13 protein-coding genes are annotated in these 16090 nt (G+C 62.7%); 3 read left to right on the top strand and 10 right to left on the bottom strand.

Going from position 1 to position 16090, the window contains the following annotated elements:
- On the bottom strand, positions 1–447 hold a 447-nt coding region (locus B3T59_RS07890), incomplete at its 3' end, for a hypothetical protein (RefSeq protein WP_287001935.1).
- A gap of 244 nt (positions 448–691) precedes the next feature.
- Between B3T59_RS07890 and B3T59_RS07885 the strand changes: the two genes are divergently transcribed.
- On the top strand, positions 692–1300 hold the full coding sequence (locus B3T59_RS07885) for a dihydrofolate reductase family protein (protein ID WP_251721516.1): 609 nt from the start codon (positions 692–694) through the stop codon (positions 1298–1300).
- A 72-nt stretch (positions 1301–1372) separates the two neighbouring features.
- On the opposite strand, the gene B3T59_RS07880 is transcribed toward B3T59_RS07885, so the two are convergent.
- The 8 genes from B3T59_RS07880 to B3T59_RS07845 form a co-directional block, all read right to left on the bottom strand.
- Positions 1373–2074: a hypothetical protein gene (locus tag B3T59_RS07880; protein WP_251721515.1), complete on the bottom strand. Its 702-nt coding sequence runs from the start codon at positions 2072–2074 to the stop codon at positions 1373–1375.
- A 156-nt stretch (positions 2075–2230) separates the two neighbouring features.
- Positions 2231–2695 (bottom strand): DUF779 domain-containing protein, encoded by a 465-nt coding sequence (locus tag B3T59_RS07875; protein ID WP_251721514.1) that lies wholly within the window; start codon positions 2693–2695, stop codon positions 2231–2233.
- 110 nt (positions 2696–2805) lie between these two features.
- Positions 2806–3492: a hypothetical protein gene (locus B3T59_RS07870; RefSeq protein ID WP_287001934.1), complete on the bottom strand. Its 687-nt coding sequence runs from the start codon at positions 3490–3492 to the stop codon at positions 2806–2808.
- A gap of 236 nt (positions 3493–3728) precedes the next feature.
- Entirely contained in the window at positions 3729–6923 is a 3195-nt protein-coding gene (locus tag B3T59_RS07865; RefSeq protein WP_287001933.1) for a type I restriction endonuclease subunit R, read from the bottom strand.
- Positions 6920–8683 (bottom strand): ATP-binding protein, encoded by a 1764-nt coding sequence (locus B3T59_RS07860; RefSeq protein ID WP_287001932.1) that lies wholly within the window; start codon positions 8681–8683, stop codon positions 6920–6922. Before B3T59_RS07860 ends, B3T59_RS07865 begins: the two co-directional genes overlap by 4 nt.
- Positions 8684–8755: 72 nt before the next feature.
- On the bottom strand, positions 8756–9907 hold the full coding sequence (locus tag B3T59_RS07855) for a restriction endonuclease subunit S (protein WP_287001931.1): 1152 nt from the start codon (positions 9905–9907) through the stop codon (positions 8756–8758).
- On the bottom strand, positions 9900–11525 hold the full coding sequence (locus B3T59_RS07850; RefSeq protein WP_287001930.1) for a type I restriction-modification system subunit M: 1626 nt from the start codon (positions 11523–11525) through the stop codon (positions 9900–9902). Before B3T59_RS07850 ends, B3T59_RS07855 begins: the two co-directional genes overlap by 8 nt.
- 20 nt (positions 11526–11545) lie before the next feature.
- Positions 11546–13444 (bottom strand): hypothetical protein, encoded by a 1899-nt coding sequence (locus B3T59_RS07845; protein ID WP_287001929.1) that lies wholly within the window; start codon positions 13442–13444, stop codon positions 11546–11548.
- 187 nt (positions 13445–13631) lie between these two features.
- Here B3T59_RS07845 and B3T59_RS07840 point away from each other — a divergent pair, with 187 nt between their 5' ends.
- Both B3T59_RS07840 and B3T59_RS07835 read left to right on the top strand, forming a co-directional pair.
- The gene (locus tag B3T59_RS07840; protein ID WP_287001928.1) at positions 13632–15053 is read left to right on the top strand and encodes a Fis family transcriptional regulator; all 1422 of its coding nucleotides are present in this window, start codon (positions 13632–13634) and stop codon (positions 15051–15053) included.
- Positions 15053–15397 carry a hypothetical protein gene (locus B3T59_RS07835; protein ID WP_251721506.1) on the top strand — a complete coding sequence of 115 codons (345 nt, stop codon included), beginning with the start codon at positions 15053–15055 and terminating at the stop codon, positions 15395–15397. The genes B3T59_RS07840 and B3T59_RS07835 overlap by 1 nt, the downstream gene beginning before the upstream one ends.
- A gap of 81 nt (positions 15398–15478) precedes the next feature.
- On the opposite strand, the gene B3T59_RS07830 is transcribed toward B3T59_RS07835, so the two are convergent.
- Positions 15479–16090 (bottom strand): aldehyde dehydrogenase family protein (locus B3T59_RS07830; protein ID WP_287001927.1); only part of this gene is annotated, 612 nt, incomplete at its 5' end.

The raw sequence follows: 16090 nt of genomic DNA, 5'->3' as shown, positions 1-16090 counted from the left end.
GCCGGTCGGTGTCGACGGCTGCGCGGGTGACACATTGTTACCCGGCGTCGACGGCACAGCAGGCGAGACATTGTTGCCCGGCTGCGACGGCACAGCAGGCGACACATTGTTGCCCGGCTGCGACGGCACAGCAGGCGAGACGTCGTTGCCTGGCTGCGACGGCACAGCAGGAGATACCGTACCGGCACCGTCCGACTGCGACCCGCCGCTCGTCGACGAATTGCTGTAGGGCGCCGTCGCTGCATGCGCGGTTCCGCTGTGGCCCATTGCCGTCACACCGAGGCCGATTCCGATGGCCGCAATGATCAGTGCGAGTCCGGCGATGATGCCGACGATCACGTTCTTACGCTTGGGAGCGGATGCGGTGGCCGCACTCCCGGTAGCGCCGACGCTGGGGTCCTGTGTTGTGGAGTCCTGTGTTGTGGAGTCCTGTGTTGTGGAGTACATGGGCTACTTCTCGATTTCCCGGTCTCGCGGCCGATCTGGTGTTTTTCTTTCGACACCAATGAGTTTCGGCCTGACACCGGCGGGCTCACATCCACTGCGCGGCCGATTGGCCGGTTGATGATCGCATCCCCCCGATCGGCGGATGCGGAGACCCGGAGTTTGCCGATCGTCACGCGCCGGCGATGACTTCTGGAACGACATCGGGTCTGCCCCTTCGTCGACCCGCCAACATCAGGAGTACGCAATGGGCATCATTCAGATCGAACTGTTCACCACGCTCGACCTCGTAGGACAGTCACCTGGAGGACCGGACGAGGATCCGGACGATTTCGACTTCGGAGGGTGGCAGGCACCCCTACTGAACGAAACGTCGGGCGCTCAGGTCGTTGCCGCGTACGCCGACACCGACGCTCTGCTTCTTGGTCGACGAACCTACGACATCTTTGCAGGCTACTGGCCCCGTCAGAGCGACGAGTTCGGCTCGTTGTTCAACAGAATTCCGAAGTACGTTGCCTCGCGCGGTTCGGTCGATCTCACATGGGATGGCTCAACACAACTGGGCCCCGACCTTTCGTCTGCAATCGGCGAGATCCGTGACCGACACCAGCACGTCACCGTCGTCGGCAGCCTGAATCTGGTCCAAACTCTGTTGTCCAAGCGCCTCTTTGACCGCCTTGACCTCTGGGTTCACCCCATCCTCCTGGGCAGCGGCAAACGCATCTTCGACGCCCGCAGGGTGCCCGCGAACCTCCGACTCATCGACCCGCCCGTCGCGAGTCCGAACGGCACGGTGTTGCTGCGCTACGAACTCGCCGACGGCGTGCCGGCCACCGGCGACATGTCCCAGCCATGACGCGAATCGACCGAGGCGGCCACATTGCGGCCACCCCGGTCGAGGAATCGCTGACGTTGCGAGACGACGTGATTACGAACCGAAGTTCGGGAACTCGATCGAGCCGTTTCCGCCGCCGGAGACCATGAAGTTGGTCGTGCAGCCGTTGAACGTCACCTCGTCGACGTTGACCTTCGCATCGGCCGTGCCACCAGGCTGGCTGGAGATTCCGTACAGGTCGACGACGGCCTTCTTGCCGTTCGAGTTCGCGGCCGCGATGAGAGCCGACAGCGACGCATTCTGCGCGGCAGGGATGTTGCCGAGCTTGCGGGTCGCCCACCACTGATTCGACGACGTCGCGTCGGCCTTGCCCGCTCCGATGGGAGCCCCCCACACGAGCGTGGCGAACCCGCTCGCCGTGCCGGTGTTCGCGCCCGTGATGCGGATCTGCCAGTTGGCGTTGCCGTTCGACTTCTGGAAGGTGAGCGCACTGCCGTTGAGATCGGCGAGCGGCAGACTGCCGGCCGAGTGGTACGACGCCTGACGCTTGGTCGATGCTGAGGTGTTGAACTCCAGCGAGCCGTCGCTGTCGGAGGCAACTCCTGCGGTGATCTTGCCTGCCTGGCCCTTTTCGTCGAACACGGTATTGCCCCACCCGTTCGGGTTCGACGGCGTTGCGACCTTGGCGCAGTTCGAATCGGACACCGGCGCGGCCGAAGCCGTACCCGGCATTGCGAACGAGACGGCTCCCGCCGCGGCCGCGATGGCAACTGCACAACTGATCTTGCGGTTCATTCTGGTCAATCCTCTGTTCTAGCTCTGTGTCCCCGACCACATCGTCGATGACGACGTGAGAAAGCTAGCAGATCAAATGACCCACACTCACAGTGACCTCGCAGTTCGGACCCTTCCGACGACTCGGACAATAGCGTCGTCAGTGAAACGATCTCGTCAGACGCCGACTGCAGCGCCGGTCAACGGCGGATTCGCCGTGAGTATCGCGTTCTCTTCCGCACTGAAAGCCCTTGCACGAGAAAGAAATCGGACACCTTCCGGCGCCTCGAGACTGAATCCCGCGCCGCGACCCTTCACGACGTCGAGGATCAACTGGGTGTGCTTCCACAATTCGAACTGGTCGCCGTTGATCCAGACCCGCACGTCGGGCAAAGGCTCAGGCAGCTCGATCACGCCCACCAATACGTCACGCTGCCCGACCCGATAGTCGCCGACGGGATAACACATCGGCGCCGAACCGTCGCAGCATCCGCCGGACTGGTGAATCATGAGCCCGCCGTGCAGCTCCGACAACTTGGTCAGGAGCTGCACGGCGGCGTCTGTGGCGATCACACGATCAGGCACCGCCCCGTCCGCGGCCGCTGAGGCCGATGTCGACGGGGTTGATTCTGTACTGCTCATCGTTTACCTCTCACTGTGATCTGAACCACAGAGTAGTCGCTGTTCTGTTGCAGCCGCGTTGCACACGACGAACTGCCAGTCTGCGGCCAGGATGTACCCCAGTGTCGCCCTCACCATCGCCGACCGCGGCCCGGTGGGCCGATGAGAATGTCTCGCGGATCCTGCAGGATCTGGCGGACTTCGAACGACGAATCGATCTCCTCCCTGCCGTACTCGTCGACCAGCGTGCCGTCGGCGTCAAATCCCAGGCGGATCTTTGCCAGCCTGGCCGTGAACTTCCAGATAGCGTGTTCCACTACGGTCTCCTGGATAGACTCCGAACACGACACGCATTCGTCCGCTTCGTCGGTGTCCGGGCAGTCTTCGTGTTCACCGCACGGTTCCCAATCGCTGCGCAGGACCTCGCCTACGCTCCATAAGAATGCCTCTGTCGGTGGCCACTCCAGGGTGTACCACTCCCCTGGCTCGAGGCCGTACATCGAGACTGCTTCGTCGAGTGCCGCCTTTCGGTCTGCGTCAGTCCACACAAGGTCCGGGGGGACCGCGATGTCTTCAATTGAGTCGTCGCCCACGTAGTCGTCGGGGTTACCCAGTCGCTCAAGCGAACCCACATGCGCCGTGGCCGCCCGCTGCCGCCACAGCTTGCTGTCCGCGAGTGGTCCGGCATCGGCCACAGGTTGCTGCAACTCGGCCTCAAGGTAGGCCCAGCCATTCATCTGCTCGTGGATCGACTTGGCTGGGACTCTCGAGACCAATTCGCCAACGACTAATTGTGTGGCTTCGTCCAGCACTTCCATTGACGCACGCACCGCAGCGAATCCCGAGAGACCACCAACTCGATCGGCCCGGTTGTTCCAGAGGTCACCGGCTAACGCATCGCGCTGAGCGATCAACTCCGCGACGCGCGCAGTCATCGAATCCGCTGACTGCAACTCCGGGAACACGCGGAACTTCGCATGCAACTGTTCGATGATTCGGAGCAGCTGCACTTCGGCTGGTGAGACGTTCGGCAGATCGATCCATCGCTTAGGCATCAAACACCTACCGAGAGGTTCTGTTCGGCAAACCGCGGCGCCATCATCTCCATCTGCTCGAACACCGTGGTGATTGCTCCCGGCTGCTTGTCCGGCGGGTACTTGTACTTGACCAGCAGACGCTTGATCGAGGATCGCAGCTTGGCGCGCACATCGTCGCGTACAGTCCAGTCGAACTTCGTGTCCCGCTGCATGATGCCAACCAGATCCCTCGCGATCTGAGCGAGAACCTCGTCGCCCTGAAATTCCACAGCCGATTCGTTCGTAGCAACGGCGTCATAGAACGCGAGCTCATCCTCCGACAACTCGGGCGTGAAGCGCTTGCCGCGGTTGCCTTCGGCCGCAACCTCTTTGGCCATCTCGATGAGCTCTGCGATCACCTCCGCCGACGTGATCTGCTGATTGGTGTAACGCTTCATCAGCTCCGCAATGCGCTCGGAGAAGTCACGCTGGCGAACGACGTTGTTTCTGGTGGCTCGGGCAGACTCCTCGTTCAACGTTGCCCGCAGCGCCTCGATCGCCAGGTGCGGGTTGGTCGCGGCCTTGGCCCTCGCCTCGAAGTCGGGACCGAGATCCGACAGCGATGGCTTGGGTAGCCCCGCAGCGTCATAGATGTCGACGATCTCGCCGCTAGCCGTGGACGTCGCGACCAGCTTGGACAGCAGCCGCTTCACCTCTTCGGGTACGGGCCTTCCCCCGGCCTGCCGCTCGGCTGCGTCGAACTTGCCCATCCACACCCGAACTTCTTCATAGAACTGAACCGTCGGCCGCAGCTCTTCCATCGTCCGGTTGCCGCCCGCGAGTGACCAGGCCCGCGCTAGGTTCGCTGCGAGTGAGCGGTAGCGTGCGCCGAGGGTCTCTTCGTCGTTACTCACCTTGTTACCCGGCGTCTCGGGCGACCTCAGATAGTCGGTCAGGCCGACCGCGGCCTTCATCCAACCGCGGTCCGACTCTTTGACCTTGGCGCGCCAGTCGTAGCCTGCGCACACCGTGTCGAGCTGTTTGAGAAGTTCCCGTGTGAGCGCGACCGCTTCGTCGATGTCGCGACCGACGGGCTGCTTGGCTTGGTCGGTCTCGGTGTACTCGGCGAGGGCCTGTTGCAGATTGTCGGCGAGGGGCGCGTAGGCGACCAAGAGTCCCGACGGCTTGCCGCGGAACGTGCGGTTCACACGTGCCAGGGTCTGCATCAACAGCGCACCCTTGAGCGGCCGGTCCAGGTACAGCGTGTGCAGGGGAGGTGCGTCGAACCCGGTCAGCATCATGTCCTTGACGATGACGAGTTGCAGCTCGTCGTCAGCGTCCTTCAGACGTTTCTGGATGATCTTGTTCTGCGCATCGCGTCGTACGTGTTTCGCGACTAGACCCTGATCCTTGGCGCTGCCCGAGTAGACGACCTTGATGACGCCTTTGTCGACTGCGTCGTCATGCCACTCGGGGTGCAGCGCGACGATTTCCTCGTACAGCCGTGCCGCGATGTCACGGGTGGCGGCGACGATGAATGCCTTTCCGCGAGTGGAGATGAAGCTCTCCATCGATTCGGATCGCCCGTCCCAATGGCCGACGATGTCGGCGGCAAGTGACTTGAGACGTTCCGGCGCACCGTATACGGCGTTGATGACGGCGACGGATTGCTCGATCTGTGCTCGCTCGGCATCGTCGAGCCCGACGGTTGCCTCATCCGCTGCCCGGTCGAGATCGCCTTCGGTGACGTTGTCCGCGAGTCCGACCTTGATGAGTCGCGGCTCGAAGTAGACCGGAACGGTGGCGCCGTCGTCGACCGCGCGCGTGAGGTCATAAATGTCGATGTAGGGGCCGAACACTTCGCGGGTGTTGCGTTCGGCGAAGGAGATCGGCGTTCCGGTGAACGCGATGAGTGTGGCGTTGGGTACCGCGTCGGCGAGGTGTCGCGCATAGCCGTCCAGGTCGTCGTAGTGGCTGCGATGTGCTTCATCCACGATCACGATGACATTGCGACGATCGGTCAGGAGCGGATGATCCACACCCGCTTCTCGTTCTTCCTTGGTGCGGCTGAACTTCTGCAGCGTGGTGAAGTAGATGCCACCGGTGGTGCGGTTCGACAGTTCATCTCGCAGTTGCTCACGCTTCGTCACCTTGACCGGCGACTCATCCAGGAGTTCGGATCGGTTGAAGGTTTCGAACAACTGCCCGTCGAGCTCGCGCCGGTCGGTGACGACGATCAGGGTCGGGTTCTTGAGTTTCGGTTGACGCGCGACAAGGTGTGCGTAGAGCTCCATCTCCATCGACTTGCCCGAGCCCTGGGTGTGCCAGACGACTCCGGCCTTACCCGTGCTCTCCGCCGCCGCGACAGTGTTTCCCACCGCCTTGGTGACCGCGAAGTACTGGTGCGGCTTGGCAATTCGCTTGACGTATCCGTTTGCGCCTGTGTCGAACGCGGTGAAGTTGCGTTGGAGTTGCAGGAACCGCTCCGGGTTGAACACACCGTCGATCAAGTACTCGAGTTCGAGGCCCATCTTGTCTGGGTCGGTCGCGTGGCCGGTGGTGACCGATTTCCCGTCGTCGTCGACGTTCCAGGGCGCATAGTGCTCGAGCGGGGTGAATGGTGTGCCGTACTTGGCGGTGATCCCGTCGCTGATCACGGCGACGACCGTGAAGCGAAACACCATGGGGAACTCGCGGAGGTACGTCTCCAGCTGAGCGTGCGCAGACGCGAGATCGGCGTGCTCGGAGCCGGCTTGCTTGAGTTCGAAGAAGGCGACCGGCAGGCCATTGAGGTAGAGCACCACATCAAACCGTCGATGGTGCTCGGAGTTGCGAACGGTCACCTGTTGTACGGCAAGTAGTTCGTTGTTCTCCGGGCGCGTTCCGACGAGCACGATCGTCGGGGTCTGCTCGAGTCCCTCGTGGTCGATGTAGCTGATGCCGCGATAGCCCTTGACCAAATACTCATGGAGTCGGTGGTTCTCGGCTATCGCGTCCTGTGATTGCGGCGCCAAGATCGCTGCACGCGCCTGCACCAGATACTCGTACGGCACGGCCGGGTTGAGCTCCCGCATCTTGGCGAGTAATCGATCGGGTAGGACGATGTCGTCCCAGGAGGTGCGGCCGTTCTCGGTTCCTGGCGCGATGTCGGTACCGTGCAGCGGTCGCCATTCCTGGTCGGCCAGCCACTCCAATGCCTGTGCTTCCCATTCAGATTCGGAAATCATGCTCATTTTGAGTCCTTATTTGTGAGTCGATATGTCTGACGACTGCTGTGCCGCTGCCCGATTCGCTGGACACGGCCCGCGTCGATGAGTTTGGTGAGGCGGCGCAGGACCGCCCGATAGTTCATTCCCAGTGCGGCTTCGATTGCGCGGGCAGTCACGTGACCCGCAGCTATGGCCTGTTCGACAGCATCGAGGTCGGCGGCTATTCCCTCTGTGCCCGCATCCGACGAATCGTCTGATCGCCTTTGTGCCGTCGGTGAATCTATAACTGTGGCAGCATGATCCGACAGCTGGTAACTCGCGTATCGCTTGCCGCCGGTGACCACCAACAAGTCCCGGTCCACCAAGTCCCGTAGCGCGGTACCCGCCGCGAGACGATCAACACCCCACGCCTGCAGCATGGCGTTCGTGACCCGCCCGGTCACCCGCGCCATGGCCAGCGCGAGATCTTGGGTCGACGTCAGATCAGCTTCGCCGAGGCTGCTGATCCACTCCGTCACGTCGACACCGAGAAGGGCATGTCCGGGCACGGTGACCCGAACATGTCCGGGGCTGACGTCGAATCGCGCTGGACTCATGCCGGCCTGGCGCAGCGACCGCATCGCGTTGGGAAGACCACTGCCGCGGTTCTCCCCGATCGACTCGTTACTGTGCGCGTCGACCGGAATGTCGGCTAGCAGCTTGGCCAGTGAGGCGTTTCGCGACGACGAGCGTTGTTCGGCCGTACCGAGGGAGCGTGCAGAGACATCGCCGAACAGCCCGCCGGGGCTGTTGACGACGAGTCGATCGAGGTAGAGCTCGATCTGGACATGCATGCCACGCGACGCAGAGCTGTAGTCGCGGTGCATGATGGCGTTGACAACGAGTTCGCGGATGACGTCCAGCGGGTAGTCGTAGCGGTCCTGGCGGTAGAGGCCTTTCACCACCGCTGCCTTGCGCATATTGCGGCGCAGCGTTTCCTCCACGGTCGCGACCATGTCGGAGATCGGCCCGTCGGCGGTCACGTTGTCCAGGAACCGAACTCCGTCAGGCGACTGGTCGCCGATCTGGGTACCCGGAGACACGACGACGGCGACAAAGAGCTGCGGGAGGAACTGCTGCGGGTAGTTGCCCAGCGAGATGACGCCGGCCAGGGTCGGCACATACCGACCGTCGACGTGCGTGACCACGTTCAGCCGCGCCAGCGCCTCCTCAGTTTCCAGGTTGCGAAAGGTCCGCGGATGCCGATCTCGGGCCCGACGGATCAGCCGATCGACGAGTTCGCCGTCGAGATCGTCCAACGTGGCGTCGGTGATCGGTTCGAGGTCGTGCTTCGGCTGTGTGCGGTTGGCCAGCAGTTGCGCGACTTCGTAGGCGGATAGGGCGCGGTCGCCGTCGCCGCTGCGGATGAACGAGCCCTGATGATGGCCGCGCGTCTTGACGTAGCACGGCTTGTTCAGCGGGTCGATCTCGTCGACGTCTACTCGGACGATGAGTGCGCCCTCGAACTCCTCGATCTCGATCGCAGGTCGCAGCGGTGGCTCCATCTGGTCGGCACAAGCATTGGCCAGTGCGTCACGGATCGCTTTGGCGTCGAAGCCGGGTGCAGGCGCGAACCCGTCGGTTTCGGAGAGCCCGAGGAGTAGAACTCCGCCATCCCCGTTGGCGAAGGCGCTGAGCGACTCGACGACGTCCTTGGACAGACCGCCTGCCGCCGACTTGACCTCCACCTGCGTGAGGTCGGTCCCCAACCTGCGCAAACGAGCCACGAGATCGACTGTGTTCATCTCACCTCCTCCGACTCTGACACTCTGACACGTGACTCTGACACTCCGACCGGCTACTGATGCTTTCTGTAGTCAGACCATGCAGCTGACCTCGTCCTCGACGTCGTTGACCGTCAACTTGCCGGACATGAGCAGGGGGAGCATCTGGTCGCGGGTGTGGGCGAGCCTCCGCGACTCCTCCACGCCGGCTTTTACCTGAGCCATTAGCGGACCGGCACTCTCCCCAAACCGCTCAAGCGCACTCGCAGACACACTGTGCAATCTGAACTCGGCCAGGTCACCAGCCGCAACGCGCTGCCGGCCAGAAGTGCCGACCATGTGCCTGATCGCATGAGCTCGAAAGTCATCGTCCACCGCCAAGAAGTAGACCAACGCGGGAGGAACGCCTTTAGCCGGACGCAACACGATGAATTCAGTTGAGCCAATGCCTATCTCATCCTCTGCAAGAAAATCGACATAGCCGGTCTTGCCGTTCTCCAAGCAAGGAGTGATCCGAGCCAGCAGGGTGTCTTGATTCATGAACCTAGCCCCGCTTTTTGCCTCGCGGTGCGACCACTGCGACACCGTCATGGAGCGATCTGGAAGGTTCTTCATCTCCAGGAATGGAAGATCGCCGGTTCGCCGGATTGATAACCTTGGATTGAGCTGCACATACCGATCCAGCCGGCATTCACCTATCTCTTCGTCAGAACGCGGGACAACACCAAGCTTGTCGAACTCTGCCCGCAGAAGGGCCTTCGTAGTAACCCCAACTCGCTCGTTAGCTGCGATCTTGTCATCGAGGACGCCGAGGACTTCGGCAATCGCCTCCCTGACACTGGGTGGTGGCACATGCAGCGCGATGGACTCCATCGCCGTTCTCGACAGCTTCGGCTGCGCACTCCCAGTCAAGTACCCGGAGATATCGCATTTTGCGAGTGCGTGTTCTAGGAATCTCGTGTCAAATGTGCGCTTGCCCGCCACGACGTGGGCATGATTGTTCACCCAGATCTGACCGGTCGCACGAAACGCGACCGGTGTCGAACGGGATCTCAGATTCTCCCCATCCTCGGCAATGAGGAGGAACTCACCGTCGTGGGTGTGACCCTCAACCCAGTCGACCACCCCGCTCGCTCCATAGTAAGGCGTAGAACCACTCACACGGTCGGTCGATTTGATTGGCCTCCTTTCGGAGTTGTAGACCTCGACCAAGTCACCGAGGCGCACTTGCTCCCATTCACCCATCGACCCGCTCCATCTGCGTCCGCACAACTTTCTCCAACCGCGCCGACTCATCCAGCGCCGCAAACAATTCCGTCTTCAACCGCGCGATCTTCTCGTCGATCGGCTCACCGTCGTCCTCAACCTCGGCCGCCCCTACATACCGGCCAGGCGTTAGTGCATAGCCGGCAACTTTGATCTCTTCGAGCGTCGCCGACTTGCAGAAACCCGGAATATCTTCGTATGCAATGCCTTTGGCTTCGGCGGACGAGGAACCACGCCACGCATGAAAGGTGTCGCCGATCTTGACGATCTCCTCGCCGGCGAGTGCCCGCTCGGCGCGATCCACCATGTAGCCCATTTCGCGGGCGTCGATGAACAGCACCTGACCGCTGCGGTCTATCGAGCCCTGCGACCCCTTCGTCTTGTCTTTGGCGAAGAACCACAGGCACACCGGGATTCCGGTACTGCGGAACAGTTGCGTGGGTAGAGCGATCATGCACGAGACGAGGTCTGCATCAACGATCTCGGCGCGAATATCGCCTTCGCCGTTGCTGTTCGACGACATCGACCCATTGGCGAGCACCACTCCCGCCTTGCCGCCCGGAGCGAGCTTGTACAGAATGTGTTGCAGCCAGGCGTAGTTCGCGTTGCGAGCCGGTGGTACACCGAAACGCCAGCGTGGGTCTTCTTCGTTGCGTGACCAGTCTTTAATGTTGAAGGGCGGGTTGGCCATCACGTAGTCCATCTGGAGATCTGCGTGTTGGTCTCGTGCGAAGGTGTCGCCCCAGCGGGAACCCAGACCGTTGTTGTCGATGCCATGGATGGCCAGGTTCATCTTGGCCATTCGCCAGGTTTCCTCGATGGACTCCTGTCCGTACACCGACACCTGTTTGGGGTCGCCGTCGTGCTCGTAAATGAACTGTTCGGTCTGGACGAACATGCCACCCGATCCGCAACATGGGTCGTACACGCGGCCCTTGGTCGGCTCGAGCACCTCGACGATCACCCGAACCAAGCTGCGTGGCGTGAAGAACTCGCCACCCCGCTTACCTTCCGCGCGAGCAAAGTTGCCGAGGAAGTACTCGTACACCTCGCCCATCAGGTCGCGAGCCTTGTGATCGCCCCGGCGACTGAACCGAGCGCTGTTGAACAGGTCGACCAGTTCACCGAGTCGTCGTTGATCGATGTTGTCGCGGTTGTAGATTCGCGGCAACGTTCCGCCCAACGACTTGTTGGCGGCGATCACCGCATCCATGGCCTCGTCGATCAGCTGGCCGATGTTCTTGTCGGGAGTGCCGTCACTCGGCGTGAAGCCTTTGGCGTTGTCCGCTAGGAACGACCACCGCGCGATCGGCGGGACGACGAAGACGCCCGCGCCGTGATACTCGGTGGTGTCGTCGATGACCTCGTCTATCTGCTCCTCGTCGAAGCCGTCGGCAGTCAGCTCACGCCGTACCTCTTCGCGTCGCTCGTCATAAGCGTCGGACACGTACTTGAGAAAGACCAGCCCCAGGATCACGTCTTTGTACTGGCTCGCCGACAGCGAGCCACGCAGTTTGTCGGCGGCCTTCCATAACGTGTCCTTGAGTTCTTTCATCGTGGACGGAGCCGTCGGCTCCGCCTTTCGTCGTGCAGCCATCTGTGTGGATTCCCTTCCCCTCACGCTGTCTCAGTGCTTGCTGTGATTGCTGTTGCCGTTATCCCGGCGGTGGTCTTGTCTGCGTCCAGCGAGATCTCGCCTTCGGCGATCCCGTCGATGAGTGCGCCGACCAAGTCCTTTGCGGCGGCAGCCTTTTGCTCGACGGCGCGCTGGTAGTCGGCGACTTCGGTCAACGCTGTTTCCAAGCGAGCCGCTTCGTCGGCCGTGAACTCGGGTACGCACCAGGTCCGCCATTCGGACCCTGGTGCGCAGCGCGTGTTGATGATCGCTGCGATGGTGTGCGGTCCGAACAGTGCCTTGCGATGGATACGCAGAATCTTTGCCGGTGCCGCGACCAGCGACCCACCGGCGGTGTCGATAACGGCTCGCGGTGCCGGCTTCTCCACAAGAACGATGTCGCCGGGCTCGGTTCGGCGGGCCCGGGGGTAGCGCTGGGCGGCGTCGAAAGGGTCCAGCCGGAACGGGCGGTCGGGCAGCACGGCAACGGTGCCCTCCGGGTCGGCAGCATCTGGATCGATTCGATTGCCGGACATGACCGTGACCAGCTTCTGTTCGATCAACTCGTCGATCGAAAACTGTTGTGTCCGAAACCGTCCTGCCGACGAGGAGATCAGAATGTCGACCGTTGGCGCCGGTTCAGACGTCTGCAGCGTAGCTTCATGGACTCGATCAGCATGGGATGCGGCACGTCGTGGATGCAGGCGCGGGGCCTGAGTACCCTGCGGCACAACGGTTCCGCTGGTTCGGATGCGCAGCATGTCTCGCGGTCGAGTGAACCGGAACGCTCTGCGGACGTCTTGGTCAAGTGCTGCGGCAATGTCGCTCGCGAGGTCGCCGAGTGCTGTCGGGTCGATGGCGTTGAGGTCTGCCACCTGAAGGCGGCCGACTCCGACGCCGCCCTTGCAGATCCACATCGCCTGACTCTGTCGATGCGCCTCGCGCCACATGCCACGCGGGAGACGCAGCGCTGCAACCGTATTGCCGATCTTGAGCGTCTCCGACCTACGGCGCTGAAGATCGCCGGCGAGGTGATCGGTAAGCGCAGCTGCCGATGCCAGGATCACCACCACGTCTCCGTCGTTCAGCTCGAGCAAGGCCGCATCGACGGCTTCCAGGACGACCCCGAGCTCGGCTCCGAGGAGCGATACAACCGACACCGCCGGGCCGCGTGCAGCGGTGTCAGTCTCCACCTGGGCGATAATGGCTCGCCGCCTGAGATCACGTGGATCACCCACACCTCCGTCGACCACCAGCCGGCCACCGGTATCTGCGACGGCAAGCGCCAGATCGGATCCACCGACCGGCACGATGGCCACGTCGTCGCCGACGTGAGTCACCGCAACCTCGACAACATGGCGCATCAGCCTCATTGCCTCATCGGTCAGGTCTCGAACGCTGCGCGCTCTCCCGAGCCGTCCACGTTCCAATCGCGCAAGGGCATCGGGGGTGCCGAGTGAGGCATTGATGAGGTGGTCGGTGAACGTCAACGTGTCGGCGTCGACATCGAGTGACCGGACCTCGCCGGCGATCGATTCATCGGTCGGGTCGGCTGCGACTGCCGCGGCCACGAGGTCTGCATGTGACGCTCCTGCCAAGTCCACACCGGACAGCGCGTACAGCGCCAACAGGAGCACCACGTCGTCGTACCGAACACCATCGGGCAGCGAGTAGGCACCCACGTCAAGGTGTTGTTCTTCTAGGTTCTTCCCTCTGCCGGTCCGCTCCAACCACGCCATGATGTCTGCTTCATCAAAGTGCTCAACTGTGTCGACGGTGGCGACCGGCGTCGGAAACGGGATGAGTTGTCCTCGTACCACCGGGCGTTTCCGCCACTGGCTGACGGCCGGCCGCGATACCCTCGCCAGCACGGCGATGTCCTGCATCGTCAACGTGCTCACCCGTCGGTCACCTCCTCGTGGAATCCTTGCGGGCAATAACGAGAACCCTAGTCGGCGATCGTCTTCCATCACACGGAATCACTGTTAAGTGGGCTTAACAGTGAATTCTGTTGCTATGTCCCTCTCCTCGGTTCCAACCTTGGTGCGGCAGCCGATCCGCGGCCGCCGCGAGCCGTAGGAGGCCAACATGACCAATTCACCCAGCTCCGCGCACTTTGACGCCGACATCACGTCGGTGGTGATCGAGAACGTGACGGTGACCGGCAAGGACGTCGTGCGTGAGGCACAGCGATGGACAACCGGGGAACGGGGCGCGCTCGTCGATGACCTCACGACCTTGGCCGAGGCTGATCTCGGCGAGTTTGTGACCAAGGCGCTCACCGTCGGCGCCCACGCGCTCTCGGCCACCGGTCAGGCACAGGAAGCACAGGCACTGGAACGCATGATTACGGAGCTCGGTGACAAGGCGAGCACCTCGACAGCGGAAGCCGCAGCGATGACCGACCGCAGCGTCAAAGCCGCGTCGGAGGCCGTGACCAAAGCAGCCGCTGACGCGCAGAAGGCGTTCCGGGAAGCCGACGAGGCGACGCGGAAGTCGCTGACCGAGGCGATCACCTCGATGCGGCAGGAGACCGAAGCGGAACTCAAGCGTCTGTTCGGCGGCACCGACCCGGAGGTGATCGACAGGTTCGCGCCGCTGCTCGAGCAGTTCGCCGCCAATCTGGACAAGCGCGCGGCGGCGAACACCACCGAACTGCTGACCAAGGCTGCCAAGCAGTTCGACCCTGCCGATCCCGCGTCGCCGATGGCCAAGCACTCAGCTGAGCTCGCCAAACGTCAGGAGACGCTCACCGAGCAGCTGACGAAGCAACATTCGGAGCTGTCCGAGCGTCTCGACGTCGTGGTGACGGCGTTGCGGGTCGCCGAGGCGAAGGCGTCGGTCAGCAAGGTCTCCCCCATCAAGGGCGGTACCTACGAGAACGAGATCCATGAGGTCCTTCAGACCATCGCCGCCGGTATCGGTGACGAGTACTGCGAGACCGGAACCACCGTCGGAGCAATCCCTCGATCGAAGAAGGGAGACGGAGTACTTACCGTTGACGGGGGCGCTGCCCGCGTGGTCGTCGAGGTAACCGACTCCAAGCGGGACGGTTGGGGGGCGTACTTCGACGAAGCCGAGCGCAACCGTCAGGCCGACGCAGCCGTCGGGCTCGTCCGGAGCGTTGAGCAGAACTGCGGTGAGACAATCCGGGTACTGGGAAAGCGCCGGATTGTGCTCGCCTTCGACCCGCTCAACGATGATTCCGATCTCCTGCGCACCGTTGTCATGCTGCTGCGTGCGTCCGCGCTCACGACAGCAAACCGATCCGGCGCGCAAGAGATCGCGACAGCCGAAGAAAAGATCACCACCGCCGTCGAACAACTGCGCGGAATCGACGACATCAAAAAGACCGCCGGTGCCATCGAGAAGAACGCACAGAAGATCGAGAAGTCCTGCGGCACGGTCTACTCGGCTATCGACCGGCTCCTGGGTGAGGCGTTGGCCGCGCTGGCAGGGGTCGCCGTCGACGACGACGCCCAGCCCGTGTCGGACCGTGGGGCAGCCTGATGGCCGACGACCCGGCGCAGCTGCCTCCGGCGATGGCATCGCCGGAGGTGGACTGCACGGTCAACATCGGCTGGTATCCGTTACTGTCTCGGCTACATCAGCAGCTAACCTCCGTAACCTCCGATTTCACCTACGCACAGATCAAGGAGAAGTACGGGACGTTGCGCTGCTATGTGGATTTCGGCGAGACCGTCGATGACTTCACCCGCGATGTCTGCGACGCGCTGATCGACGCGTCGACGGACGAATCATCGAAGGTATGCGAACTCTGCGGCAACGTCGGTTCCCTACGGACAGACCGAGTGCTACTCAAAACCTTGTGCGACGCGTGTCGCGGCCGATGAGGGGCACGCTTTGACACGACGAACGCCGCCACACAACCTGAAAAAGGTTGCGTGGCGGCGTCGACGTGCCTGGCGCCAGGATCAGAAGAAGCCCTTGGCGTTCTGCGCGTAACCCACCAGCAGGTTCTTGGTCTGCTGGTAGTGCTCGAGCATCATCAGGTGGGTCTCGCGGCCGATGCCCGACTGCTTGTATCCACCGAACGCGGCGTGTGCCGGGTAGTCGTGGTAGGTGTTCGTCCACACGCGTCCGGCCTCGATGGTGCGGCCCGCGCGGTAGGCGGTGTTGCCCGACCGCGACCAGACGCCGGCCCCGAGGCCGTAGAGGGTGTCGTTGGCGATCGTCATGGCGTCGTCGAAGTCGGAGAAGTCGGTCACCGCGACGACGGGCCCGAAGATCTCCTCCTGGAAGATCCGCATCGAGTTCTTGCCCTCGAAGATCGTGGGCGTCACGTAGTACCCGCCCGCGAGGTCGCCGCCGAGCTCGGCGCGCGACCCGCCCGTGAGCACCTTCGCGCCCTCGGCCTTGCCGATCTCGATGTACGACAGGATCTTCTCGAGCTGGTCGTTCGACGCCTGCGCGCCGATCATCGTCTCGGTGTCGAGCGGGTTGCCCTGCCGCACCGCCTTCGTGCGCTCGATCGCGTCGCCGAGGAACGTGTCGTAGATCGACGACTGGATGAGGGCGCGCGACGG

Origin of the sequence: Gordonia sp. UBA7860, assembly GCF_002500165.1 — a bacterium.
In the GTDB taxonomy this organism is placed as follows: Bacteria; Actinomycetota; Actinomycetes; order Mycobacteriales; family Mycobacteriaceae; genus Gordonia; species Gordonia sputi.
This window is presented reverse-complemented; position numbering and strand designations above follow the sequence as displayed.

Bases quoted from the DNA above. Each gene is read 5' to 3' on its own strand.
- B3T59_RS07870 (WP_287001934.1), bottom strand. From the start codon at position 3,492: ATGGAAGTGCTGGACGAAGCCACACAATTAGTCGTTGGCGAATTGGTC.
- B3T59_RS07880 (WP_251721515.1), bottom strand. From the start codon at position 2,074: ATGAACCGCAAGATCAGTTGTGCAGTTGCCATCGCGGCCGCGGCGGGA.
- B3T59_RS07875 (WP_251721514.1), bottom strand. From the start codon at position 2,695: ATGAGCAGTACAGAATCAACCCCGTCGACATCGGCCTCAGCGGCCGCG.
- B3T59_RS07860 (WP_287001932.1), bottom strand. From the start codon at position 8,683: ATGAACACAGTCGATCTCGTGGCTCGTTTGCGCAGGTTGGGGACCGAC.
- B3T59_RS07850 (WP_287001930.1), bottom strand. From the start codon at position 11,525: ATGGCTGCACGACGAAAGGCGGAGCCGACGGCTCCGTCCACGATGAAA.
- B3T59_RS07840 (WP_287001928.1), top strand. From the start codon at position 13,632: ATGACCAATTCACCCAGCTCCGCGCACTTTGACGCCGACATCACGTCG.
- B3T59_RS07865 (WP_287001933.1), bottom strand. From the start codon at position 6,923: ATGAGCATGATTTCCGAATCTGAATGGGAAGCACAGGCATTGGAGTGG.
- B3T59_RS07835 (WP_251721506.1), top strand. From the start codon at position 15,053: ATGGCCGACGACCCGGCGCAGCTGCCTCCGGCGATGGCATCGCCGGAG.
- B3T59_RS07885 (WP_251721516.1), top strand. From the start codon at position 692: ATGGGCATCATTCAGATCGAACTGTTCACCACGCTCGACCTCGTAGGA.
- B3T59_RS07855 (WP_287001931.1), bottom strand. From the start codon at position 9,907: ATGGGTGAATGGGAGCAAGTGCGCCTCGGTGACTTGGTCGAGGTCTAC.